Source organism: Streptomyces sp. NPDC091271 (assembly GCF_044757505.1).
Lineage (GTDB): Bacteria > Actinomycetota > Actinomycetes > Streptomycetales > Streptomycetaceae > Streptomyces.
The window spans coordinates 820,123-843,768 of the sequence record NZ_JBIVVD010000004.1; the positions used below are offsets into that span (position 1 = coordinate 820,123).

Sequence of the window (23,646 nt, forward strand, 5' to 3'; positions counted from 1 at the left end):
CATCCGATCCGGGCGGAGCCGCGCCCCGGGTGTGCACGGAACAGCATCCGGGGCGCGGCGGGGCGGCACACGGTCAGCGCAGGAACGCCGCCGCCACACCGGCGTCGACGGGGATGTGGAGGCCGGTGGTGTGGGTGAGGTCCCCGCCGGTCAGGGCGAAGACGGCGTTGGCGACGTGCTCCGGGAGTACCTCGCGCTTGAGGATCGTACGCTGGGCGTAGAACTCGCCCAGCTTCTCCTCCTCGATGCCGTAGGTCGCCGCGCGCTGTGCTCCCCAGCCGGCCGCGAAGATTCCGGAACCCCGCACCACCCCGTCCGGGTTGACCCCGTTGACCCGGATGCCGTGCTCTCCCAGCTCGGCCGCCAGCAGGCGTACCTGGTGTGCCTGGTCGGCCTTGGTGGCCGAGTACGCGATGTTGTTCGGCCCCGCGAACACGGCGTTCTTGGACGCGATGTAGATGATGTCGCCGCCGAGATCCTGGGCCCGCATCACCCTCGCCGCCTCACGGGACACCAGGAACGAACCGCGCGCCATGATGTCGTGCTGCAGGTCCCAGTCCCGGGCCGTGGTCTCCAGAAGGGGCTTGGAAATGGAGATCCCCGCGTTGTTCACGACCAGGTCCACACCGCCGAAGGCCAGTGCTGCGGCCTTGAAGGCGTCGGCGATCTGCTCCTCGGACGTGACGTCCACGGTCACCGCGACGGCCCTGTCCGGACCGCCGAGCTCCTCGGCGACAGCTGCCGCGTTCACGGCGTCCATGTCCGCCACGACGACGCACGCGCCCTCCGTGACGAGGCGGTGCGCGATGGCCTTGCCGATGCCCGACCCCGCTCCGGTGACCAGCGCGACCCGCGTCGCCAGCGCCTTGGGCTTCGGCATCCGGCGGAGCTTGGCCTCCTCCAGCTCCCAGTACTCGATCCGGAACTTCTCGGACTCCTCGATCGGCGCGTACGTGGAAACCGCCTCGGCGCCCCGCATCACGTTGATGGCGTTGAGGTAGAACTCCCCGGCGACCCGGGCGGTCTGCTTGTCCTTGCCGAACGAGAACATGCCCACACCGGGCACCAGCACGATCGCCGGGTCCGCGCCACGCATCGCGGGCGAGCCGGGTACCGCATGGCGGTCGTAGTACGCGCGGTACGCCTCCCGGTACTCCCCGTGGAGCGCCTCGAGCCGGGCCACCGCCTCCTCCAGCGGAGCGTCGGCAGGCAGATCGAGGACCAGCGGACTGACCTTCGTACGGAGGAAGTGGTCCGGGCAGGACGTGCCGAGAGCGGCGAGACGGGGGTGCTCGGCCCGAGAGAGGAAGTCCAGCACGGGTGCCGCGTCGGTGAAGTGCCCGACCTGCGGCCGGTCCTTGGACGCCAGCCCGCGGATCACCGGAGCGAGGGCCGCGGCCCGTTCCCGGCGCGCCTCCTCGTCCAGGGCCTCCCGGCCGGGGAGTACGGGGCCGAACGGCTCGGCCCTGCCGTGGTCCTCGAGGAAGGTCTCGGCGGTGCGGATCATCCAGAGCGCGTTGCGCTCGCACTCCTCGGAGGTGTCACCCCAGGCCGTGATGCCGTGACCGCCCAGGATGACACCGACCGCCTGCGGATTGGCCTCCTTGACGGCCGCGATGTCGAGACCCAGCTGGAAGCCGGGCCGACGCCAGCCCACCCAGGCGACCTTGTCACCGAAGCACTCGACCGTCAGCTTCTCGCCGTCGGCGGCGCAGGCCAGAGCGATGCCGGAGTCCGGGTGCAGATGGTCCACGTGCGCGGCCTCGACCAGCGCGTGCATCGCGGTGTCGATCGACGGGGCGGCACCCCCCTTGCCGTGCAGGCAGTAGTCGAACGCCGAGACCATCTCGTCCTCGCGCTCCACCCCCGGGTACACCGTCCTGAGCGCTCGCACCCGGTCCAGCCGGAGCACTGCGAGACCTGCCTCGGTCAGCGTGCCGAGGTCGCCGCCCGAGCCCTTGACCCAGAGCAGTTCGGCCTCACCACCGGTAACCGGGTCGGTCTCCGTCGCCTTGGCCGAGGCGTTGCCGCCGGCGTAGTTGGTGTTACGGGGGTCGGAGCCGATCCGGTGGGCGCGCTCCAGGAGCGCGGCGACTTCGGCGTGCGTCGCGGACGTCATGAGGGTTCCTTCGGGAAGAGGTCGGGCGGGTACGGCTGGACGTACGCAGGCGGGGGAGCGGGGCTCAGGCGCCCCAGCCCGCCTGCTCTCCGCCGACGCGGTCGGCGGCGATGCGCTCCTGGTTGCCGGAGGCGAGGTAGGCCGCGAACGGGTCGCGCGCCAGGCCGAGCTCTTCCCGGACCTCGGCGAGCAGCGGCCGTACGTCCGTGTTGAACGCGTCCATCAGCACTCCGTTGGAGGCAAGGACATCACCGGAACGCTGCGCCTGGGCCAGCGCCTCCGCGTCGATCAGCAGTGCCTTGGCGGTCGCTTCCTGGACATTGGTGACCGAGCGGATGACGGCCGGGATCTTGGCCTCGATGTTGTGGCACTGGTCGAGCATGAAGTTGACGTTGGTCTCGGTCTCGAGGCCGCCGTTCTTGACGACCTCGTGCATGATCCGGAACAGCTGGAACGGGTCGGCGGCGCCTGCCATCAGGTCGTCGTCCGCGTAGAAGCGGGAGTTGAAGTCGAAGGCGCCGAGCTTCCCCTCGCGCAGCAGGAACGCGACGATGAACTCGATGTTCGTGCCCGGTGCGTGATGGCCGGTGTCGACGACGACCTGGGCCTTCGGTCCGAGCTTGAGGCAGTGGGCGTACGAGGTGCCCCAGTCCGGGACGTCGGTGGTGTAGAACGCGGGCTCGAAGAGCTTGTACTCCAGCAGCATCCGCTGGTCGTCGCCGAGTCGCTCGTACACCTCGGCCAGGGCTTCGGACAGGCGGTCCTGGCGTCCCGCGATGTCGTCCTGGCCGGGGTAGTTGGTGCCGTCCGAGAACCACAGTTTGAGGTCGGGGGACCCGGTGGCGTCCATGATGTCGACGCATTCGAGCAGGTGATCGGTGGCCTTGCGGCGCACCTTCGGGTCCGGGTGGGTCACCGAGCCCAGCTTGAAGTCGTCGTCCTGGAAGACATTGGAGTTGATCGCGCCGATCCGCAGCCCGAGCTTCTCGGCGTGCCGGGTCAGCGCCGCGTAGTCCTCCACCCTGTCCCATGGAATGTGCAGCGACACCTTCGGGGCGACCCCGGTATGGGCGTGCACCTGAGCCGCGTCCGCAAGCTTCTCGAACGGGTCGCGCGGGACACCGGGCTGGGCGAAGACCTTGAAACGGGTTCCGGAGTTGCCGTAACCCCAGGAGGGCGTCTCGATGACCTGAGACTTCAGAGCTGCCTTGACGGCCGACACATCAGACATGAATACCTCGTAAGCAGAGTCATCCGGCGACCGGACAGGATCGGGGATGTGAATCGTTTCATCCGGAACGTACGCTAGGTTTGGGCACTGCACTAGTCAAGCGGCCAGTCCAGTTTTCTTCCGGATTTGAATCAATTCATCGCGCTGGGGACGCGGCGCTCGAAGCTCTGGTGGATCCGACGCGGCGCAGCCTGCTCGCCGCCCGTTGACAGCGTGATGGCTCGCCTGGGCGACCGGACGAGGGGCTCCTCCGGAAGCGGGCCGGTCGCGGACGGCCCGCCGCGGTGGGCGCCCCGGGGGACGCCCGGCCACGTCTTCGGCCGACCCTAAGCCCGGACGGGGCGCCTACCGCGACCCGGGAACCGTCAGCGACCGGAACCCGTCAAGCTCGGCTGAAGCTTCCGTACGAGATCGAAGAGCCGGTCCTCGTTCCCCGCGAGGCCCGCGTCGCGCAGGGCCTCGTCGGCCTCCTCGATCGGCGAGGCGAGCAACGGCATGTACAGAGGGGCATCGGCCGGGTCGGCGAGCGCGGCGCGCGTGGCGGCCAGTAAACGGACGTACGCCTGGGCCGCAGCGATTTCGGCTTCGTGCATCTCAGCATCTCCCGGTCAGAAGGTGTCGGACCGTCAAGCATCCCTCATGGGTCTGACAACGCTCTCGCGCCCACTGCGGAGGGGCCTCAGGACGTGGCCGCGGTAGGTGGTTCGACCTCGAGGAAGCGCCGCCTGCGCGGACCGCGGTAGAGCAGGGCCGTCCACCCCAGCCGTCGCACCACGGTGGCGCACCCGGCCAGCGCCTCCTCCTCGTCGTGCGCCGCGCCGCTTCCCGGCGGACCGGCCCACTCCACGCGCACCGAGCCGGACGTCTCGCCCTCGCACACGCGGTAGCCCACGGCCGACCGCTCACCGGACGGGCCGACGGCCGACGCGGGTATGCCGGCGGCCTCCAGCGCCAACGCCACGGCCCGCACCGGCCGGTGCAGCTCCCAGGGGGCCGGCACGCCTTCGGGTGCTGCGCTCCCCGCACCGGTCAGTCGCCTGATCTGAAGCAGTCCCTCGAAGGCGGTCCGCACCTCCCCGGCACGCCCGCCCGGGGCTCCGTCGGCCTCGGGGCCGTCGCCCGTGGCGGGCTCGAACCCTCTCTCCTGCTCGTGCGACGCGCTCATGTCCTGTCCCCTCGCCGGTGCCGGGCCCTGTTGCCAAGTGTGCGCCGCTGCACCGACAGAGGGCGCGCCGCCGGAATCGGGTACGCCCGTAAGCTTGGCGGAAACCGCTCACCGGAGGAACCAGGCACGTGCCCGACGACCCGACAGCCGCACCCGTCCCCGAACGCTCCGCCCTGCGCGCGGATTGCGCGAACTGTTTCGGGCTCTGCTGCGTCGCGCTGACGCTCACCGCCTCGGCCGACTTCGCGATCAACAAGGAGGCGGGAACCCCCTGCCCCAACCTGGCGGACGACTTCCGCTGCGGCATACACACCCGGCTGCGGCCCGAAGGCTTCTCCGGCTGCACCGTGTACGACTGCTTCGGGGCGGGCCAGAAGGTGTCCCAGGAGACCTACGCCGGCCGGGACTGGCGGACGGCCGGGGACACCGCCCAGCAGATGTTCCAGGTCTTCCCGGTGATGAGGCAGCTTCACGAACTGCTCTGGTATCTCACCGAAGCGCTCACCCTGCCTGCGGCCGCGAGCCTGTACGCCGATCTCCGCGACGCCCTCGGGGCGACCGACCACCTCACCCGCCTGCCTGCCGAGGAGCTCGCGCAACTGGACGTGTCCGCACACCGGGACAGGACCGCGGCCCTGCTGCTGCGCGCCGGTGAGCTCGAACGCGCCACGGTCCCCGGGCGCGCGAAGCGCAGCCGACGAGGTGCCGATCTCATCGGAGCCCGGCTCAGGGGCGCCGATCTGCGCGGCGCCGAACTCCGAGGGGCGTACCTCATCGCGGCCGACCTGCGCGGAGCCGACCTCCGCCGCGCGGAGCTCATCGGTGCCGACTTCCGGGACGCAGACCTGTCCGACGCCGACCTCAGCGGCGCCCTCTTTCTCACCCAGGCACAGCTGAACGCGGCGCGGGGCAACGCCGCCACGAAGCTGCCGGGCTCCCTGACCCGGCCTCCCCACTGGACGGCGAGCGGCCCCGGAGCGGCTTCGTCACCCCAGGCCGGCCGCCGGGCTCGTCGCCGTACGTGAGGCCGCGCCGGTTCCGGTGTGCGGGCACCGGTTCACGCGGACGGAAGGCGGTCACAGACTTCTGACGAGGTCGTCGAGCGGCGCCGGTACCTCCCCGGGGCCGAGTGGCTCCACCAGAAGACGGCCGTATCGGATCTTGCGGCCCTTCTTCGTGCCCAGGAATCGCCGCAACTGCTGCTGCCGGGGCCGGCCGTGCTGTGCGGGCTGCCGCAGGAAGGTCTGCCAGGCCCGCAGATCGCCCTCGGCCCGGATGACCTCCTCGACCCGCGCCGTGCCCAGCGCGCGGATGAGCTCGTCCTCCAGGTCTGCCACGCACACGAAGAAGCCCCCGTGCGGAGCCCGGGCCCGCCGCAGTCCGCGGTCGTAGAAGCGCTGCTCGCGCTCGTCGCACAGTCCTCGCAGGCGCAGACCGAGACCGGGCGGGCCGAGAAGACCGGCATAGCGGCCGACGCTCATGGCCCCGCCCATGGGGACGACACAGACCCCTTCGGCGGAGAGGTCCCGGCCACGTCGTTCGGCCAGTGTCTCGACTGCCGCGAGGTCGCTCGGTCCTTCCAGCAGCACCGCCGTCCGCAGCCCCAGTCGGGCCGCCAGGCCGCTCGCCGGTTCACCGGGACCGCCGGCCGCCCAGCCGCTGACCGCGTCCAGGAATGCGCGCATGTCCGTCATGGAGCGAGTCTGCACGTCCCCCGCCCGGTACGGCACCGGATATTCGACGCCGCACGGCAGGCACGGCGTCCTCGTCACCGAGGCCGCCCGGCGCGACAGGCGAATCAGGCGATCAGGCGAGCATTCCGGCGCGGAGCTTGCCCAGCGTGCGGGTGAGGAGACGGGAGACGTGCATCTGCGAGACGTCCAGTTCGGCACCGATCTGCGACTGCGTCATCTCCTGCCCGAAGCGCATCTCGATGATGCGGCGCTCGCGCTCGTCGAGTTCCCCGAGCAGCGGGGCCAGGGCGTGCAGGTTCTCCACCGTCTCCATGGCCGAGTCCGGCTCGCCCAGGATGTCGGCGAACGTGCGCGACGCCTTGCCCGTGGTCTCGCCGCCGTCGGTCGGCAGGTCCAGGGACCCCGCGGTGTAGCCGTTCGACGCGATGATGCCCTCGATGACCTCGTCCTCGGTGAGGTCCATGAAGTCGGCCAGTTCCTTGGCCGTGGGGTCACGGTCCAGGTGAGTGGAGAGCTCGTCCTTCGCCTTCGCCAGATCGACGCGGAGTTCCTGCAGACGCCTGGGGACATGGACGGCCCAGGTGGTGTCCCGGAAGAAGCGCTTGATCTCGCCGACGATGTAGGGGACGGCGAACGTGGCGAACTCGACCTCCCGGGAGAGCTCGAACCGGTCGATGGCCTTGATGAGACCGATCGTGCCGACCTGGGTGATGTCCTCCATGTCGCCACTGCCCCGGTTGCGGAAGCGCCGCGCGGCGAACCGGACCAGGGAGATGTTCATCTCGATGAGGGTGTTGCGCGCGTACTGGTACTCGTGCGTCCCCTCTTCGAGGACCTGCAACTGCTCGAAGAACAGGGTCGACAGAGCGCGGGCGTCCTTCGGGGCCACCTTGCCCGCGTCCTCGATCCAGGGCAGCTCGCCGATGTGTCCCGGCGAAGCCTCCGTAGCCGGCGCCTTGTCAGCCGATACGGTCCCGGCAGTCTTTTCAGGAATCACTGTGTTCCCACCCTCCCTGGTACTGAGCACACTTCGTGACCAGCCCCTGCCCCGCACCGAGGGGCCTATGCGCGATGACACGAAAATTTCTTGCTGTGTGGAAACTGTTGTCCCTGGACATCGTAAGATGAGCACGCCGGCCACCGTTGCGACCTCTAGGGCGCGCCGCGCTGGATCGGGTACAGGACCCGTACGCTGGAGGCCGACGGCCGGGGCCCACAGACGGTCCGGGTTTCGGTGCAGCACGATGAGAAACAGGATCACGTGGACAGATTCGCTGCCGTCGAGCGGGAGCTGCGTAAGGCCGCACCCCATCTGCTCCTCGATGTCGTCACGGCGGCTCTGCGGGAGCAGTGTGACGTACAGAGTGTGGAATTGCGGCTCGCCGACTACGGCATGACCACGCTTCAGGTGGTGTCCGAGGCGCCGCTCGCCGAACCGGTGCCCATCCATGACAGTCCGCAGGGGCGTGCCTTCGGGTCCCAGGAGCCGTTCGTGGAGCCCCTGACCACGCCGGGGCCGGCGACCGTACACCTGCCCGTGACCGTCCGGGGTGACCGGCTGGGCGTCCTCACCGTCACGGCGCCGGAGAGCAGCTGTACCCCGGCGGGCCTGGCGGGGATGCAGCAGATGTGCGAAGCGCTCGGCCACGAGATCCTGGTCGCCGAACGGGACACCGACCTCTACCTGCTGGCCCGTCGCGCCACCCGGCTGACCCTGGCCGCGGAGATGCAGTGGCAGCTGCTGCCCGGCCGCTCCGTCTCCCGGCCCGAATTCGCGCTGGGCGCCCATCTGGAACCCGCGTACGCGATCTTCGGCGACAACTTCGACTGGTCGGTGTCGGCCCATCACCTCACGCTCACCGTCACCAACGGCATGGGCAAGGGAATGGAGGCGGCCCTGCTGACAAACCTCGTCGTCAACGCGCTGCGCAATGCCCGGCGCGCCGGCCTCGACCTCCCCGGCCAGGCCAGCCTCGCCGATCAGGCCGTCTACGCCCAGCACCGCGGCGCGCTGCACGCGTCGGTCCTGCTGCTGCGCTTCGACCTGGCAACAGGGGAGGTGGAGGCCGTGGACGCGGGATCCCCCCGGATGTGGCGGCTCAGGGGGCGCGCCGTCGAAACCCTCGATTTCGACGCGCAGCTCCCGCTGGGCATGTTCGAAGAGACGGAATACGTCGCGGAGCACCTGCGCGTGGAACCGGGCGACCGGCTGCTGATCGGCAGTGACGGTGTCTACGAGAGTGCGTCGGCGGCGGGGGAGCGCTACGGGCAGCGTGCCCTCGCGCGCTCGCTGTCCGCGCACCGCTTCCTGCCGTCCGAGCAGGTGCCGCTCGCGGTGCTCCGGGATCTGCGGGACTACCGAGGGGCCGTGCCGCTGGACGACGACGCCCTGGTGGTCTGTCTGGACTGGTTCGGCCGGAAGTCCTCCGCCGGCGACGCGCCGGAGTGACCGGGGTGTGTGGGCAGAAGCGCGGTCGGCCGTTCGCTATCCGGTCGACCGCAGGGGTCTCGCGCCGCCGCTGTCCTGTCCCGACGCCGCAGCCGCGTTGCGGAAGGCCCTGAGTCCTTCGAGGAACGAACGCCGCGCCTTGGCGGGCATGGCGTCGATCGTGGACATCAGTACTTCCTCCCTGCGCGTACGCAGTTCGACGAGGTACGCCTTGCCATGGCTGGTCAGCCGGAGCTCCAGCTCCCGGCGGCTCACCGGGCTGGGGGCGCGCTCCACGAAGCCCGTGGCCTGCAGGCGGTCGCACAGCCTGCTGACCGAGGGGGAGGCCGATCCCAGGGATTCGGCGAGCATCCGAAGATTGATGCCCTCCTCGCGGTCCAGCGTGTACAGCACGCGAAGCTGGGAAGGGGAGACCGGGCCCGTGGGCGCGGCCTCACGTCCCTGCTCCCAGAGAACCTCGAGGAGTTCGACGAACTCGGAACCCTCGCGAGCCGCATCCAGGGACCGCTGGTCGGCTTCGGGGTTCAGGCCCATATTGATGACACTCCGATCCGACATCGCCTCACTCGTCCGTCTGGCCACCGGACCGAGGAAACGAGCCGGGCATTCGATGCGCTCGTATGGAAAGCCAGGACAAAAGGTTCAGGGGCACGCGCGTGGCCCTGAATATCGTACCCCTGTCTGCCGCAGGCTTCCGAGGTCGCCACCGGCACCCCGATCAGTTTCCTCATGACAACAGTTGTCATAGGGTACGGTTCTGCGGTTGACATCCGATCTGTGATCTTCCAGCGGGCCATCGCCGCTCCCGCCACGGCGGCGGCCCGCTCCCGGCCTGGAGTACACCCATGACGCACAGCCAGTCCATCGAGCTCACCGTCCGGTACCCGGCGGATAGCGTGGCAGTCCTCACCGTCACCGGAGAAATCGACGTGGACAGTGCTCCGGCCTTGCGGACCAAGGCCCTGGAGCTGATCAGACAGGGTAGACCTCACGTGGTTCTCGACCTGGAGCCCGTGGAGTTCTGTGACTCATCCGGTCTCAACACGATGATCGGGATCCTGCGGTACGCGAAGGACCGGCACGGATCCCTGTGCCTGGCCGCCGCGCCGTCACACCTGGCGAGGCTGCTGGACATCACGGGCGTCGGTGTCCTCATACCCACGGTCCCCACCACGGCCGACGCCCTGACCCGCATCGTGATGCCCGGCGAAGCCCCCTGAGGGCCGCCGCCGGGCTCCGCGAACCCGGTCGGCGGTGTGGGTTCCACCGGACCGCGCCGACGTCTCACCCCTGGTGCGGGCCGTCCCCCACGAGGCCGGACTCCGCCGCGTCGTCCTGCTCCATCGCGGCCTTGAGTCGCTCCAGCGTCGTACGGATGTTTCCGCGCTGGAACTCGGCGAACGTATGCCCCCGCGTCGCGACGCGGTCGAAGGCGTTGGCCAGGAAGTCGGGCCACGCCCGCCGGTTGTCGGTCCAGGTCTCCGTGACCCGGGTGGAGCCGTCGACCGCTTCGAAGCGGTACTCCCACAGTGCGATCGCACCCGGCAGCCGCGGACGCCGCACCCCGATGGCGTGCACGCGGAACGCGAACCGCTCGCCCGGGTCGGCGGCCGTCACCGTGCACCTGGTGGTCCAGCGGAAGGACCCGCGCTTGTTGCGCCCCTCGAAGACCATGCCGACATGAGCCCCCCGGCGGTCCCCGAGCACCCGGGCGCCCCGGTTCTCCGGACTCCACCGCCCCATGGCCGTGGGATCGCTCAGCTGTTCGTACACGGCCGACGGTGCCGCCCGGATCAGGATGCTGTCCGATACGGACATGGTGCGGGGCATGAGAGGTACTCCTACTCCTCGGCCGGCCGGGTCGTCTCGCACAAGCCGGGCGGATCATCTGCGAACGCTTGACGGTGCTGGTTCGTTGGACAGTGTGGCGTACACGCAACAGCGTCCAGGACACCGGACCCGAGGAGCCAGCACATGCCAAGCCCCAGCGAACCCGGCACCACCCGCACCGCCGTCACCGGCGATCGGACGCGTCTGGTGGAGCAGCTCATGGAGCGGTTCCCCCATGTGCCGAGAGAGGCCGTCCTCAAGGAGGATCTGCTGCGCGGCGGCATGGCGTTCGACGACTCCGCACTCAGCGACAACGAGCACGGCGACATCAAACCCAAGTCATATTTCATCTTCTCCTTCGACCACAGCACGCTGCCCGAACTGGGAGCCGCCGCACTGCGCCGACCGCCCGAGGAGATCGTGCTCACCGGCGGCCCCTACGACCTCCGCCGCACGGTGGTGTCGGTACGGGTCAACCCCGCCTCTCCGTACCGCGTGGCAGCCGGACCCGACGGCGTGCTGGGGCTCTATCTCGACGGGATCCGCATCTCCGACGTGGGCCTGCCCCCGATGCCGGACTACTACCGCCACACCCTGGCCAACGGAAAGTCCGTGATGGAGGTGGCGCCCACCATCCAGTGGGGCTATCTGATCTACCTCACGGTCTTCCGGGTCTGCCAGTACTTCGGCGCCAAGGAGGAGTGCCAGTACTGCGACATCAACCACAACTGGCGCCAGCACAAGGCGGCGGGCCGCCCCTACACCGGGGTGAAGGACGTCGAGGAGGTGCTGGAGGCCCTGGCGATCATCGACCGCCACGACACCGCGCGGACGACCACCGCCTACACCCTCACCGGTGGGGCCATCACCTCCCACATCCAGGGCCGCGACGAGGCCGACTTCTACGGGCAGTACGCCAAGGCGATCGAGGAGCGCTTCCCCGGCCGCTGGACCGGCAAGGTCGTGGCCCAGGCGCTGCCAAAGGCCGACGTCCAGCGTTTCCACGACTACGGCGTGCAGATCTACCACCCCAACTACGAGGTGTGGGACCGGCGGCTCTTCGAGCTGTACTGCCCGGGCAAGGAACGCTACGTGGGCCGTGACGAATGGCACCGGCGCATCCTCGACTCGGCCGACGTCTTCGGCGCGCGCAACGTGATTCCCAATTTCGTCGCAGGCGTGGAGATGGCCGAGCCCTTCGGCTTCACCACCGTCGACGAAGCCATCGCCTCGACCACCGAAGGTCTCCGCTTCTTCATGTCGCACGGCATCACGCCGCGCTTCACCACCTGGTGCCCCGAGCCCACCACACCCCTGGGAAAGACCAACCCCGACGGCGCGCCTCTCGAGTACCACATCAGACTGCTCGACGCCTATCGCTCGACCATGGAGGAGTACGGCCTGTCCTCACCGCCCGGATACGGTCCCGCAGGCGCCGGCCGGGCCGTGTTCTCGGTCAGCTCGTTCATGGACAGCCTCCCTCCCCAGAATTGATCCTGCGACCGACGGCCGCGCCCCTGCCCCGGCAGGCGGGCGGCGCGGCAGGCTCGCCGCGGTCAGGCCCGCCACTCGGCGGTGCGTTCCGGGGAGGCGTCGGCCAGCGCCTTCGTGATGGCCTGGGCATCGCCCCGATTCCCGTAGACGGGCGTGCCCGGCTGCTGGCGCCACGACTCGTCGAGGCCGCCCGCGTCCACGGTGTCGAAGCCCAGCTGGTCGATCAGGTCCCGGACCGCCTGCTTGGCCGCAGGGTCGTCGCCGGCCACGGGGAGGGCCTGCCGGCCAGGCGTGCCCTGGGGCCGGCCCTTGTCGAGGATGTCCTGGGCGTATGTGCCGTTGAACGCCTTGATCACCGGGTGGCCGATCTGCTGCTCGGTCCACCGGCTCTCCGTCAGCCCGTCCTCGACGGCTGCGATACGTCCATCACGCTGCTGCGGGTAGTAGTTGCCCGTGTCGATGACGGCTACATCGTCGGTCGCTCCGTCGAGGATGCCCGAGGGCAGGTCCGGAACCGACTTGAGCGGAACGGTCACCACGACGATCCGTGCTCCCCGCGCCGCCTCCGCCGCCGTGACCGCTGTGGCACCCGTTTCCTCGGCGAGGTCCTTGAGCGTTTCGGGCCCCCGGGAATTGGCGACGGACACGTCGTGTCCGAGCGCGGTGAGACGCCGGGTGAGGTTGCCGCCGATGTTGCCTGCCCCGATGATGCCGATCTTCATGAAAATCCGACCTTCCGATGCCGAGTGCCTGGGGTGAAAGGGTCTCGACGGATCACCAACCCCGGGGGTGCGGACGCTATTCCGGGCGCGCCGAATCGGTTCAGCACCCGGGTGACGGATGGGAGGGCTCCGTGTGGGCACGTATGGGGGAGAGAAACGGAATCACGATGCCCCACTTGGAGGTGGTGCCCGTGCTGCACGGCGTAGATGTCAGCGCTTTTCAGACGGACTACGACACTGACGGCTCGGACTTCGTCTTCGTCAAGTCGACCGAAGGCCGCTCCTATGTCAATCCGAGACTGAAGAGCCAGGTGAAGCGCGCGAGGGACGCCGATTGTGTCGTCGGCTTCTACCACTTCCTCTGGCCCGGAAACGCGAAGGAGCAGGCGGACTACTTCCTCGACAAGACGCCGGAGAAGGAGGGCGACCTCCTCGCCGTCGACTGGGAACAGACGGGCGAGGGCACGCACGCCAGCAGCGCGGACAAGGACCGCTTCATCCGGGAGGTGAAGAGGCTGAGGCCCCATCACCGTGTGCTGCTGTACTGCAACCGCTCCTTCTGGATCAACCACGACACGAGCTCGTACGCCGGCGACGGCCTCTGGATCGCCGACTACGGCAAGGCGGCCGCACCACGGATCGAAGCGGAGTGGCGCATCCATCAGTACACCGACGACCCGCTCGACAAGAACGTGGCCGACTTCCCCTCCCGGAAGGCGATGCGCGACTGGGCCAAGGGCTGAGGGCCCAGTTCGCTCCCGCGGACGGCGATGTGCTCGTCAACACAGCGTGCGTGGCCATCGGCCAGTGGAGTGTCCTTTGCCAGCCACTGGTGCAGTGCACACGGAGATGACCTGCGGTACCCCTGCGGGGGAGTCCATCCTGGTCGCCGAGTTCGCAATCGGCCGTCGACCGAAGGAGTGCCGCAGTGACGACGAGGGGCCCCGCAGTATCGGCGGAAGCCGATCCCGCCTACCAGGACGAGCTGCCTGTACGGCGTCGGCAGCCGGGGAAGGTGGTCATCAACTGGCTGACCACCACCGACCACAAGACGATCGGCACGCTCTACCTGAGCACGTCGTTCCTGTTCTTCCTCCTCGGGGGTGTCCTGGCTCTCGTCATGCGTGCCGAGCTGGCCTATCCCGGCACGCAGCTGGTGTCCAACGAGCAGTACAACCAGGCGTTCACGATGCACGGCACGATCATGCTGCTGATGTTCGCGACGCCGCTGTTCGCTGGGTTCGCGAACTGGATCATGCCGCTGCAGATCGGCGCGCCCGACGTGGCGTTCCCGCGGCTGAACATGCTGGCCTATTGGCTGTATCTCTTCGGTTCGCTGATCGCCGTGGCCGGCTTCCTCACCCCGCAGGGTGCGGCCGACTTCGGCTGGTTCGCCTACTCCCCGCTGTCGGACGCCGTCCGCTCGCCGGGCGTCGGTGCCGACATGTGGATCATGGGTCTGGCCTTCTCCGGCTTCGGCACGATCCTCGGCTCGGTCAACTTCATCACCACGATCATCTGCATGCGCGCCCCCGGCATGACGATGTTCCGTATGCCGATCTTCACCTGGAACGTCCTGCTGACCGGTGTCCTGGTCCTGCTGGCCTTCCCGGTCCTCGCCGCCGCGCTGCTCGCGCTGGAAGCCGACCGTAAATTCGGCGCACATGTCTTCGACGCGGCCAACGGCGGCGCACTGCTCTGGCAACACCTCTTCTGGTTCTTCGGCCATCCAGAGGTGTACATCATCGCTCTGCCGTTCTTCGGAATCGTCTCCGAGATCATTCCGGTGTTCAGCCGCAAGCCGATCTTCGGCTACGTCGGTCTGATCGCGGCGACGATCGCCATCGCCGGACTCTCCGCGACGGTGTGGGCGCACCACATGTACGTGACGGGTGGCGTGCTGTTGCCGTTCTTCTCCTTCATGACATTCCTCATCGCGGTGCCGACCGGTGTGAAGTTCTTCAACTGGATCGGCACGATGTGGAAGGGGTCGTTGTCCTTCGAGACACCGATGCTCTGGTCCGTCGGCTTCCTGATCACCTTCGCCTTCGGTGGTCTGACCGGCGTGATCCTGGCCTCGCCGCCGCTGGACTTCCACGTCTCCGACTCGTACTTCGTCGTCGCGCACTTCCACTACGTCGTCTTCGGCACCGTGGTCTTCGCGATGTTCGCCGGGTTCCACTTCTGGTGGCCGAAGTTCACCGGCAAGATGCTGGACGAGCGGCTCGGGAAGATGACCTTCTGGACGCTGTTCATCGGCTTCCACGGCACCTTCCTGGTGCAGCACTGGCTCGGTGCCGAGGGCATGCCGCGTCGCTACGCGGACTACCTCGCAGCCGACGGCTTCACCGCCCTGAACACGGTCTCCTCGATCTCCTCGTTCCTGCTGGGACTGTCGATGCTTCCGTTCATGTACAACGTCTGGAAGACCGCCAAGTACGGCAAGAAGATCGAGGTGGACGACCCCTGGGGCTACGGCCGTTCGCTCGAATGGGCGACGTCCTGCCCGCCCCCGCGGCACAACTTCCTGACGCTTCCGCGGATCCGCTCCGAGTCGCCGGCGTTCGACCTGCACTACCCCTCGATCCGAGCCCTCGAGGACGCGGCGAACCGCCCTCACGAATCGGTCACCGTGGCTCCCGGGGACAAGCAGGCCTAGCCCTCCCGAGCGACGGGCCGAAGAGAGGAGGACCGTGTGAAGCCGGACAAGGAGAGTGCCCGGGGCCTGGCTCAGGTGGAGGGCTACCTGCTCTGGAACGCGGAGGTCGACGAGGCCCGCCGACAGGCCCGCCGCTTCACCGACGCGCTGCCCTGGCTCACCACCGCCCAGCGTGAGGACGTCGAGCGCGTCTACGTGGCGGACAGGATCGAGGCCTGCCGGGACACGCTCACAAGGATCGCAGGCCGTGCCCACGAACTCCGGGGCGAGTACACCGCGCGCTACGACCGGCTCAGGGTCCGTTGCGTGGCGTTGTCCGTCCTGGCCGTCGGCACGGTGGGCGGCACCTGCGCCGCCCTGACGCTGATCGGCCGCTGACCCCGGCCTCGGGTGCCCGTGCCCGTGATCCAGGCACCCGAGGTCAGTGGCGCAGCAGACAGAACGGATGCCCGGCCGGGTCCGCGAACACACGCCAGCCACGTGCGTCGTCCCCGCGGTCCAGCAGTGTCGCCCCCAGCGCGAGCACCTGCTCCTGGGCACGGTCCAGATCCGGGACACCGAAGTCCAGGTGGGACTGCTGTGGGTGAGCGGGATCCGGCCACCTCGGAGGCAGATACTCCTCGACCCGCTGGAAGCAGAACACGAGCCCGGTGGGAGTGTGCACCGTCGCCCAGTCCTCGCCCAGGGCCCACCGCTTGTCGGGCCGGTCGGCCTCCCCGCCGAACACGGCCGCGTAGAACCGGGCCAGACGCGCCGGATCGGGACAGTCCAGCACCACACACTGCAATTCAGCGATCATGCCAGCATCCTAGGAACCCGTACTCACCGGACCGGGGCCGCCCATGCCCGGTCGAGTTCGGAGAGGTGAGCGGTGAGCAGTTCGGAGTGGGGCGAGGGCAGTTCGTCGGCCGGGTGTTCCAACTGCACCGCACACGCCGTCGTGGTGTCGATGAGCCTTTCCAGCGCACCGGCCACGCTCTCGGATCCGGCCGAGTGCCGGGCCACAGGCGGGAGTTCGGCCGCCGACAGCTCGATCGCCGCACGGGCCGCCTCCAGCGACCGGTAGGCGTCCCGGCGCAGTGCCGCCCTTCCGGCGTGGTCCTCCCGGGCTTCCAGGACATGCCCCAGATAGCGGTGCGCCGCCCCCACCGCCGTATCGAGAGCGGCCCGTACGGCGTGGCCCCTCCGGCCCGGCAGCGGGAGGTGCCCGACGAGCAGCACGGTCGCGCACGCGAGGAGCGACTCCACGACCCGCCCCCACGAGGCAGGCGGTTCACCGCCCAGCACGACGAGGGACAGCACGAGGACGGTGACCACCGCTGTCTGCACGGCGAAGTGACGGGTGGCCACAGGAAGGAGTGCCCCGCAGAGCGCGACCGCCGCGACCAGAGGGTACGGGCCCGACGCCAGCAGGGCCGCGCCGCCGAAGAGCGCAGCGCCCAGGACCGTACCCACGGCCCGGCACACCACGCGCGAGACCAGCGGTCCGAGATCGGGCTTGACGAGGAACACGGTGGTGGCGGGCAGCCAGTACCAGTGGTCGTGGTGCAGCCACTGCGCCACGACCGTGCTCGTCGCGCAGCACACAGCGACCCGAAGACCGTACTCACGCCCCGCCGCACTCCACGCGCGGCGCAGGACGGACGCGTACGAGCGTGCTCCGCGCTTGCCCGGCGGCGCGCCAACGGGGCGGTCGAAGGCCGCCGCGGCCCGCAGCAGGGCGTTGTCCAGGGCCCGGAGCCCGGCATCCGTACGGGCCGGAGCCGCCAACGGCCCGCAGGGACCGCCGATCCGCACCGCGGCCGCCAGCCTGCGGGGGCCCTCCGTGATCCTTTCCGGCAGCGGGGCCCCGGCCCACGCCAGCGCGGTCGCCGCCTCGGCCAGCGGAAACGCCGCCGCGTATCGTGCGTGCAGCCGACGCTCCGCCGCGGAGCTCGCGTAGCGCCGCAGCCGTGGCCCGGAGAGAGCGTCCTGCGCCTGGTCGAGCGCGGCACTCAGCGCTGCGCGCCCCGCGCGGGCCCGCGGGCCGCCTGTGGCCCTCAGGAGTACGGCCACCGCCTCGTACACCGCGGCGACCGCCTCCCGCTCGCCGTCGAGCCGGTAGGGCCCGCTGCCGATCCTGCCCGGCGACGGAAGGACCAGCCGGAGCACAAGGAGCCATCCCGCACCGGCCAGGAACAGCAGCGCGCGCACCGGGCCGGGCTCGGGCAACGGCATACCGGCCCCGATCACGACCGCGACCAGCACCTGTGTGCCGCACGCGGACGCGACGGGCCCCGTGGAACTGACGGCTCCCGCGACCAGACCCAGCAGCCCGAACAGGAGCGGCAGGACGACCAGGGACCGGCCACCGCCGACGGCCGCCGTGATCACCGTGCCGAGCAGCAGGCCGGCCGACCCCGCCAGGGCGGGGAACCCCAGCCGGGCGACCGAGGAGCGGCGGCTGCCGGGCCGGTCGTTGATGCCGGCCAGCATCGCGCCGAGAGCGGCGGGGATTCCGGCGGTCGGCCGCTCGGCGAGGACCGAGACGAGCAACGGCAGGGCGGCCAGCGCCCCGCGCAGTACCGCGTTCCACGGCACCGGTCCGCGCTGGGCGCGCAGCACATGGGCGAGCCAAGGGGGAAGCCGGCCGGCAAGAAGAGAAGGCGGGGGCACCGTGCTCCTGTCCGCGAGGGAAGACGAGATCGCCTGTGGACACCTTCGGCCTGGGCTCGTGCCCAGCGTAGATCCCCTACGTGGAGGGTGTGCTACCTGTCCGTTTCCGTGACATGACGGTCTTCCGGACCGGGGGTGTCAGAGGGCGGCGCCGAAGTTCTGGGTCCACACGGGGCCGCCGGACGAGTCCTCCCTGCCGATGCCGATCTCCTTGAAGGCACAGTTGAGAATGTTCGCCCGGTGGCCGGAGCTGTTCATCCAGGAGTCCATCACCGCAGCGGCGGTCGGCTGGCCCTTCGCGATGTTCTCGCCGTACGTGCTCCACCGGTACCCGGCGGCGGTGATGCGAGCGCCGGGGTCCGTGCCGTCCGGAGAGGTGTGGGAGAAGTAGTCCCTTGCCACCATGTCCGCCGAGTGACGTGAAGCGGCCTTCGCCAGCAGGCTGTTGCCGCTCACCGGCGCGCACCCCTCCTTCGCCCGCTCGTTGTTGACCAGGGCGATGACCTCGTCCGCGACCGAGGGGGCCGACGAGGCCTTCGGCGCAGGGGCCGGAGCCGGCTCGGAGGAGGGCGTGCGCGGCCTCCGCGTCTTCTCAGGAGTGGGGGTGGCGCTCCGGCTCCTGGACGCGGACGGAGACGTGGTCGCCGAAGGCGACGGCGAGGCCGAGGAGGGCGAGGGTGCGGGGGAGGAGGGCGACGACGGCGTGGTCGCGGGTGTCGAGGGACCGGGGAGCGGAGCTACGGCGGTCGCCGGGTCCTCGCCCTCGTCGTCCGTGTAGAGGTGGACGGCGGTCCCTCCGCCTCCCAGTACCGCGACCGCGGTAAGGCCGGCGAGGACCGTGGTGCGCCGGCGCCGTCTGACGCCGTCCCGCCGGCGCTCGGCACGTCCGGGGCCGGACACAGCGGCTGTCGCGGGCAGGAACGCCGTCGGCAGGAACTCCGCCGCCGGTCCGCCCGCGGACGCCGCCACGGGGACCAGGGCCAGGCCCACCAGCAGACCCTCCGCCGGGACCAGCCCGGACCGGTGCCCGGCGCACACCGTGCACTCCCGAGCGTGGCGCGCCAGGCGCTTACGCCAGAGCGCGGACGGCGCCCCGTCCCAGTGGGCCGTCAGGTCCTCGAGCAGGACACAGCGCGGGTCCGCCGCCAGAGCGCGTACCACCACGCGGGAGGCCTCCAGACGCTCCTTCATCCGCTGGACACGCACGGCGGTGTGCTGGGGAGACAGGTCGAGGGCGCTCGCGATCTCCGCCCTGGACAGCTCACCGGCCGTCTCCAGCCACCAGAGCGACACCAGCTCGCGGTCGTCGTCGTCGAGCCACCGCGTGGCCTCGGCCGCCTCCCGGCGCTGGCCCGTCAGGCCGAGCCGGACGATCGTCAGCTCGACGAAGTCGGCGGCGGGATCGACGAGGTCGTACGTGTCGTCCATCCGGTCCGCGGACATCTCCCCGGTCCTGCGCTCACGCCAGTGCCCGCGTATCTCGTTCATGGTGATGGCCACGAACCAGGACCGGAAGCTCTTCGGGGTACGCAGCGAGGGCAGGCCACGGAGCATGCGCAGCACGCTGTCCTGGACCACGTCGTCGACGTCCGTGTGCCCGTTCAGTGCCCGGCCGACGATGTTGTAGACCAGCGGCAGGTAGGACGCGACGAGCCGGTCCTGCGCCTCGGGGTCGCCCTTCTGCGCGGCCTTGATCAGCGCCGTCTCGCGTGTCTCACCCATGCTGTGCTCACTCTTCCGGGATCCTGTTCCGTCACTTCCCACACTCGGGAGACGCCGTGCGGCGGGGACGATAACAGGAATCCGGTCAGGTGCTCGATATCCGCTCCGGAATCCGTACACGCCGCGGGCCCGGCCCCGTGACGGAGTGAGCCGTCACGGGGCCGGGCACCGGGATGCGGGTCGGACGACGAGCCCGGGCGTCGCCGTCAGGAGCGGGGCGGGTTGTCCTGGTCGCGGTCCGCGCCGAACTGCTGCTTCAGCTTGTCCTGGCCTGTGTCGACATGTTTGCCGTACTTGCCCTGCGTCCGGTCGTCGACCATGTCTCCGGCCTTGTCGACACCCTTTCCGGCCTGGTCCTCGTGGCCCTTCAGCATCTTCTTGATCTTGTCCAGCGCGGACATGGCGGATCCTCCTCGTGTCGGCTTCCCCCACTCGACAAGGGTCACCGCACATCGCCGGGTCCGCATCCGCGAGCGCCGCCGGACGGGCCTGAGGGCCGTCAGACGTGTGAAGGGCGGCTGGGTGGGCAGATACCGGGTTACCAGGAGGAGGTGGTGGCCGTGGGCCGCATCCAGATCGTCCGCCGTCCGCAGCCCCCCACGGGGCCGCCCCCGCTGGACCTGCGAACACCGTCCGGGCGCCCCCTGCCGTACTGAGCCCCGGAGCCGTGCCCGGACGTGTACCCGTCGCCATCGCGGGGTGTGAGGCTTCGACATGAGCGATCAGCGAAAGTCACCCGCCGACCGGCTGAGGACCGACGTGCCGCACTCGGCCCGCGTCTGGAACTACCTGCTCGGAGGCAAGGACAACTACCCCGCGGACGCCGAGGCGGGGGAGATGATCCTCGCGACCTTCCCGGACATCGCGGGCATCGCGCGTGACCAGCGGGCCTTCCTCGCCCGCGCCGTCCGTTTCCTGGCCGGGGAGGCAGGGATCCGGCAGTTCCTCGACATCGGTACGGGACTGCCCACGGCCGACAACACGCACGAGGTGGCGCAGCGGACAGCCCCTGAGTCCCGGATCGTGTACGTCGACAACGATCCGCTCGTGCTGACGCACGCCCGCGCGCTCCTGGCCAGCACTCCCGAGGGCGCGTGTGCGTACGTCGACGCGGATGTGCGTGACACCGGCCGGATCCTCGAGGAGGCCGCCCGCACCCTCGATCTCAGCCGCCCCGTCGGGCTGACCCTGCTGGGCATCATGGGGCAGCTGCCCGACGACGAGGAGCCGTGGGCTCTGGTAGCCCAGCTGGTGGGGGCGCTCGAGCCCGGAAGCTATGTGGCCCTCGCGGACGGCACGGACACCAGCGAGACGATGAACCGCGCGATCGAGGCGTACAACGCGCATGCGCCGAGCCCCTACCACCTCCGCAGCCCGGACAGGATCGCCGCGTTCCTCGACGGGCTGGAACTGATCGAGCCGGGCGTCGTCAGGACGGTGGACTGGCGCCCCGACCCCGGCACGGACGGGCGGGCCGCACCACCGAGCCCCGCCGTCAGCGGTGTGGGACGCAAGCCCTGAGCCCGAGGCGGGCGGAGCGTAAGCTCCGGAGGCATGATCGACCATTCGGCGTACGCCCCGTCTGCCCGCCGGACGAACTGGGCGGGCAACATCACCTTCGGTGCGGAGCGGCTGCACACACCATCCTCCGTAGCCGAACTCCAGGACATCGTGTCCGCGGGGACGGCCGTCCGGGTGCTGGGCACCGGGCACTCCTTCAACGCTGTCGCCGACACGGACGGCGCCCTGATATCCGTCGCGGGCCTGCCCCGCTCCATCGAGATCGACCGGGAGGCGCAGACCGCGACGGTGAGCGCCGGTCTGCGTTTCGGGGAGCTGACCGGCACCCTGCACCGCAGCGGGTTCGCCCTGCACAACCTCGGCTCGCTGCCCCATATCTCCGTAGCGGGAGCGTGCGCCACAGGCACCCACGGTTCGGGCGTGGGGAACCGCTCCCTGCCGGGTGCCGTCAGGGCGCTGGAGCTCGTCACCGCCGACGGCGGCATCCTGTCGCTGCAGCGGGGCGACGCGGGCTTCGACGGTGCGGTGGTCTCCCTGGGCGCACTGGGAGTGGTGACCCGGCTGACCCTCGACCTCGTGCCCGCGTTCGAGATCCAGCAGTGGGTGTACGAGGGGCTCCCGCAGGAGCAGCTGCTCGGCCGGTTCGACGAGGTGATGTCCGAGGCCTACAGCGTGAGCCTCTTCACCGGCTGGCACGGCGGTCCGGTCGACCAGGTGTGGCTCAAGCGGCGTGTCGGTGGCGACGGCGCCCGCACCGCCCCGCACCAGTGGCTCGGTGCGACGCTCGCGGAAGGGGCGAGGCACCCGGTTCCCGGTGTGGCGGCGGAACACTGCACTCAGCAGCAGGGTGTCCCGGGCCCCTGGCACGCCAGGCTCCCTCACTTCCGCCTGGAATTCACGCCGAGCAACGGGGAGGAACTCCAGTCGGAGTACTTCGTCGCCCGGCACGACGCAGTGGCGGCCTACGAGGCCCTCGACCGGATCCGGCAGCGGTTCGCGCCGCTCCTGCAGATCGGTGAGATCCGCACGGTGGCGGCCGACGACCTGTGGCTGAGCCCGGCACAGGGGAGGGACTCCGTGGCGTTCCACTTCACCTGGGTGCCCGACACGGCCGCTGTCACGCCCGTCCTCGGGATCATCGAGGAGGTTCTCGCCCCCTTCGGGGCCAGGCCGCACTGGGGCAAGGTCTTCACCACCCCGCCGGGAGCGCTCCGGGAGCTCTACGGCCACTATGCCGACTTCGAGCGGCTGACCGAGCGGCTCGACCCCGCCGGCACGTTCCGCAACGCTTTCCTGGCGGGCCACTTCCCCCGTACCGGCTGAGGCTCATGGGAGCTCCCGCACGGATCAGGCCCGCCCGGTGGTCCGGCCTGATCCGGACGGGGGAGCTACCTCCGGTTGGACGGCGGTCCGCCGGGCCGGCGCCCCGGTGACGGACCCGGCGCGAGCTCCTCCACGAGAGAGGCCAGCTCCTCGCAGGCGAGCTCCGTCTCATGGCGGATGTTGTTGTGCTCGGTCACGATCGCCGCGAGCAGCAGCGCCGTGAGCGCCACGCAGCCGTTGAGGATGCACAGGTTGAGCATGACCTCGAGCACCGAGTGGCCGGCGAACGGTCCGATCTCCTCGGTTCCGGCGATGATGGCCATGACGGACATCAGGAGAGCGCAGGGGGCGCTGCCGGCCAGCTGGAAGCGGAGCGCCGCCCAGACGAGTACCGGGAAGAGGAGGTAGATCATGGACAGCGAGCTTCTGGTCGCGACGGTCGTCGTCACCACCGCGACCACGGCGAGCGCCACCGCCTCCGCCCACCGGTCGTCCGTCCTGGGCAGGCGTGCCTTGCGCAGGACGAGCAGCAGCGGCGTGACCATGAGTACGCCCATCGCGTCTCCCGCCCACCAGGCCGACCAGACCGGCCAGAACTGAGAGGCGGACAGCGCCCCGCTCAGCAGCTGGACCCCGCTGCCCACGGTGGCACTGATGATCATGCCGCCCAGGGCTCCCAGAAAGACCAGGGCGAGACCGTCGCGCAGGCGGTCCAGCTCCGTCCGGAATCCCACCGTGCGCAGGGCCAGGAAGGAGCACAGCGGGGCCAGAGCGCTGCCCGCGGTGACGGCGAGTCCCCACAAGGTGGGGCCGTCGCTCATGGAGAAGACGGTGAGCAGAGCCCCGAGCGCGATCCCGGGCCAGATCCGTGGGCCCAGGTACAGCAGGGAAGCCAGGGCGATTCCGGAGGGTGGCCACAGGGGGCTGACGACCGCGCCCTCCACCTCGACCTGTCTGAGGAGACCGAGCCGTCCGGACGCGTAATAGGCGGCGGCGATGCCCAGCATCTGCAGAACGATCACGGCTCGGCGTCTGGTTTCCTCGCTGCGGATCACGCATCTC

At 70.0% G+C, this 23,646-nt stretch carries 23 protein-coding genes; 9 read left to right on the forward strand and 14 right to left on the reverse strand.

The genetic code is table 11. The features are described 5' to 3' along the window. Positions 1 to 73 precede the first annotated feature (73 nt). From ACIQM3_RS20200 to ACIQM3_RS20215, 4 genes are all read right to left on the reverse strand, one after another. Positions 74 to 2,119: a bifunctional aldolase/short-chain dehydrogenase gene (locus ACIQM3_RS20200; protein ID WP_401626044.1), complete on the reverse strand. Its 2,046-nt coding sequence runs from the start codon at positions 2,117 to 2,119 to the stop codon at positions 74 to 76. 64 nt (positions 2,120 to 2,183) lie between these two features. After that, positions 2,184 to 3,350, reverse strand: coding sequence for an L-rhamnose isomerase (gene rhaI, locus ACIQM3_RS20205; RefSeq protein ID WP_401626047.1), 1,167 nt, complete (start codon positions 3,348 to 3,350; stop codon positions 2,184 to 2,186). 365 nt (positions 3,351 to 3,715) lie between these two features. After that, the gene (locus tag ACIQM3_RS20210; RefSeq protein ID WP_401626049.1) at positions 3,716 to 3,943 is read right to left on the reverse strand and encodes a hypothetical protein; all 228 of its coding nucleotides are present in this window, start codon (positions 3,941 to 3,943) and stop codon (positions 3,716 to 3,718) included. Between the two features lie 86 nt (positions 3,944 to 4,029). Beyond that, positions 4,030 to 4,515, reverse strand: coding sequence for a hypothetical protein (locus tag ACIQM3_RS20215; protein ID WP_401626051.1), 486 nt, complete (start codon positions 4,513 to 4,515; stop codon positions 4,030 to 4,032). Positions 4,516 to 4,643: 128 nt separating this feature from the next. Here ACIQM3_RS20215 and ACIQM3_RS20220 point away from each other — a divergent pair, with 128 nt between their 5' ends. After that, positions 4,644 to 5,540 carry a pentapeptide repeat-containing protein gene (locus ACIQM3_RS20220; RefSeq protein ID WP_401626053.1) on the forward strand — a complete coding sequence of 299 codons (897 nt, stop codon included), beginning with the start codon at positions 4,644 to 4,646 and terminating at the stop codon, positions 5,538 to 5,540. A gap of 51 nt (positions 5,541 to 5,591) precedes the next feature. On the opposite strand, the gene ACIQM3_RS20225 is transcribed toward ACIQM3_RS20220, so the two are convergent. Both ACIQM3_RS20225 and ACIQM3_RS20230 read right to left on the reverse strand, forming a co-directional pair. After that, on the reverse strand, positions 5,592 to 6,209 hold the full coding sequence (locus tag ACIQM3_RS20225; protein WP_401626056.1) for a TOPRIM nucleotidyl transferase/hydrolase domain-containing protein: 618 nt from the start codon (positions 6,207 to 6,209) through the stop codon (positions 5,592 to 5,594). A 112-nt stretch (positions 6,210 to 6,321) separates the two neighbouring features. Beyond that, complete coding sequence (locus ACIQM3_RS20230) at positions 6,322 to 7,206, reverse strand: SigB/SigF/SigG family RNA polymerase sigma factor (protein ID WP_401626059.1); 885 nt, start codon at positions 7,204 to 7,206, stop codon at positions 6,322 to 6,324. 264 nt (positions 7,207 to 7,470) lie between these two features. Here ACIQM3_RS20230 and ACIQM3_RS20235 point away from each other — a divergent pair, with 264 nt between their 5' ends. Beyond that, positions 7,471 to 8,658 carry a PP2C family protein-serine/threonine phosphatase gene (locus ACIQM3_RS20235; protein ID WP_401626062.1) on the forward strand — a complete coding sequence of 396 codons (1,188 nt, stop codon included), beginning with the start codon at positions 7,471 to 7,473 and terminating at the stop codon, positions 8,656 to 8,658. A gap of 36 nt (positions 8,659 to 8,694) precedes the next feature. Here ACIQM3_RS20235 and ACIQM3_RS20240 read toward each other — a convergent pair whose 3' ends face one another. Continuing rightward, complete coding sequence (locus tag ACIQM3_RS20240; protein ID WP_401626491.1) at positions 8,695 to 9,192, reverse strand: MarR family winged helix-turn-helix transcriptional regulator; 498 nt, start codon at positions 9,190 to 9,192, stop codon at positions 8,695 to 8,697. Between the two features lie 311 nt (positions 9,193 to 9,503). Here ACIQM3_RS20240 and ACIQM3_RS20245 point away from each other — a divergent pair, with 311 nt between their 5' ends. After that, positions 9,504 to 9,878 carry an STAS domain-containing protein gene (locus ACIQM3_RS20245; protein WP_401626065.1) on the forward strand — a complete coding sequence of 125 codons (375 nt, stop codon included), beginning with the start codon at positions 9,504 to 9,506 and terminating at the stop codon, positions 9,876 to 9,878. Positions 9,879 to 9,942: 64 nt separating this feature from the next. On the opposite strand, the gene ACIQM3_RS20250 is transcribed toward ACIQM3_RS20245, so the two are convergent. Continuing rightward, positions 9,943 to 10,488 (reverse strand): SRPBCC family protein, encoded by a 546-nt coding sequence (locus ACIQM3_RS20250; RefSeq protein WP_401626068.1) that lies wholly within the window; start codon positions 10,486 to 10,488, stop codon positions 9,943 to 9,945. Positions 10,489 to 10,632: 144 nt separating this feature from the next. Here ACIQM3_RS20250 and ACIQM3_RS20255 point away from each other — a divergent pair, with 144 nt between their 5' ends. Beyond that, on the forward strand, positions 10,633 to 11,982 hold the full coding sequence (locus ACIQM3_RS20255; protein ID WP_401626069.1) for a radical SAM protein: 1,350 nt from the start codon (positions 10,633 to 10,635) through the stop codon (positions 11,980 to 11,982). A 62-nt stretch (positions 11,983 to 12,044) separates the two neighbouring features. Here ACIQM3_RS20255 and ACIQM3_RS20260 read toward each other — a convergent pair whose 3' ends face one another. After that, positions 12,045 to 12,704 (reverse strand): NADPH-dependent F420 reductase, encoded by a 660-nt coding sequence (locus ACIQM3_RS20260; protein ID WP_401626072.1) that lies wholly within the window; start codon positions 12,702 to 12,704, stop codon positions 12,045 to 12,047. Positions 12,705 to 12,895: 191 nt separating this feature from the next. Here ACIQM3_RS20260 and ACIQM3_RS20265 point away from each other — a divergent pair, with 191 nt between their 5' ends. The 3 genes from ACIQM3_RS20265 (at position 12,896) to ACIQM3_RS20275 (ending at position 15,741) form a co-directional block, all read left to right on the forward strand. Next, positions 12,896 to 13,447 (forward strand): glycoside hydrolase family 25 protein, encoded by a 552-nt coding sequence (locus ACIQM3_RS20265; protein ID WP_401626494.1) that lies wholly within the window; start codon positions 12,896 to 12,898, stop codon positions 13,445 to 13,447. Between the two features lie 185 nt (positions 13,448 to 13,632). Beyond that, complete coding sequence (gene ctaD, locus ACIQM3_RS20270; RefSeq protein WP_401626074.1) at positions 13,633 to 15,363, forward strand: cytochrome c oxidase subunit I; 1,731 nt, start codon at positions 13,633 to 13,635, stop codon at positions 15,361 to 15,363. Positions 15,364 to 15,399: 36 nt separating this feature from the next. Next, complete coding sequence (locus ACIQM3_RS20275; protein WP_401626077.1) at positions 15,400 to 15,741, forward strand: hypothetical protein; 342 nt, start codon at positions 15,400 to 15,402, stop codon at positions 15,739 to 15,741. 43 nt (positions 15,742 to 15,784) lie between these two features. On the opposite strand, the gene ACIQM3_RS20280 is transcribed toward ACIQM3_RS20275, so the two are convergent. From ACIQM3_RS20280 to ACIQM3_RS20295, 4 genes are all read right to left on the reverse strand, one after another. Continuing rightward, positions 15,785 to 16,162 carry a VOC family protein gene (locus ACIQM3_RS20280; protein WP_401626080.1) on the reverse strand — a complete coding sequence of 126 codons (378 nt, stop codon included), beginning with the start codon at positions 16,160 to 16,162 and terminating at the stop codon, positions 15,785 to 15,787. Between the two features lie 23 nt (positions 16,163 to 16,185). Next, positions 16,186 to 18,018, reverse strand: a complete 1,833-nt coding sequence (locus ACIQM3_RS20285) for an FUSC family protein (protein WP_401626083.1) — start codon at positions 18,016 to 18,018, stop codon at positions 16,186 to 16,188. Between the two features lie 138 nt (positions 18,019 to 18,156). Further along, entirely contained in the window at positions 18,157 to 19,740 is a 1,584-nt protein-coding gene (locus ACIQM3_RS20290; protein ID WP_401626085.1) for a sigma-70 family RNA polymerase sigma factor, read from the reverse strand. A 206-nt stretch (positions 19,741 to 19,946) separates the two neighbouring features. Next, positions 19,947 to 20,141 (reverse strand): antitoxin, encoded by a 195-nt coding sequence (locus ACIQM3_RS20295; protein WP_401626088.1) that lies wholly within the window; start codon positions 20,139 to 20,141, stop codon positions 19,947 to 19,949. Between the two features lie 313 nt (positions 20,142 to 20,454). On the opposite strand from ACIQM3_RS20295, the gene ACIQM3_RS20300 reads away from it, so the two are divergent. Both ACIQM3_RS20300 and ACIQM3_RS20305 read left to right on the forward strand, forming a co-directional pair. After that, entirely contained in the window at positions 20,455 to 21,261 is an 807-nt protein-coding gene (locus tag ACIQM3_RS20300; protein ID WP_401626091.1) for an SAM-dependent methyltransferase, read from the forward strand. Positions 21,262 to 21,294: 33 nt separating this feature from the next. Next, positions 21,295 to 22,584 (forward strand): FAD-binding protein, encoded by a 1,290-nt coding sequence (locus ACIQM3_RS20305; protein WP_401626093.1) that lies wholly within the window; start codon positions 21,295 to 21,297, stop codon positions 22,582 to 22,584. Between the two features lie 65 nt (positions 22,585 to 22,649). On the opposite strand, the gene ACIQM3_RS20310 is transcribed toward ACIQM3_RS20305, so the two are convergent. Next, positions 22,650 to 23,639: an MASE1 domain-containing protein gene (locus ACIQM3_RS20310; RefSeq protein ID WP_401626095.1), complete on the reverse strand. Its 990-nt coding sequence runs from the start codon at positions 23,637 to 23,639 to the stop codon at positions 22,650 to 22,652. Positions 23,640 to 23,646 lie beyond the last annotated feature (7 nt).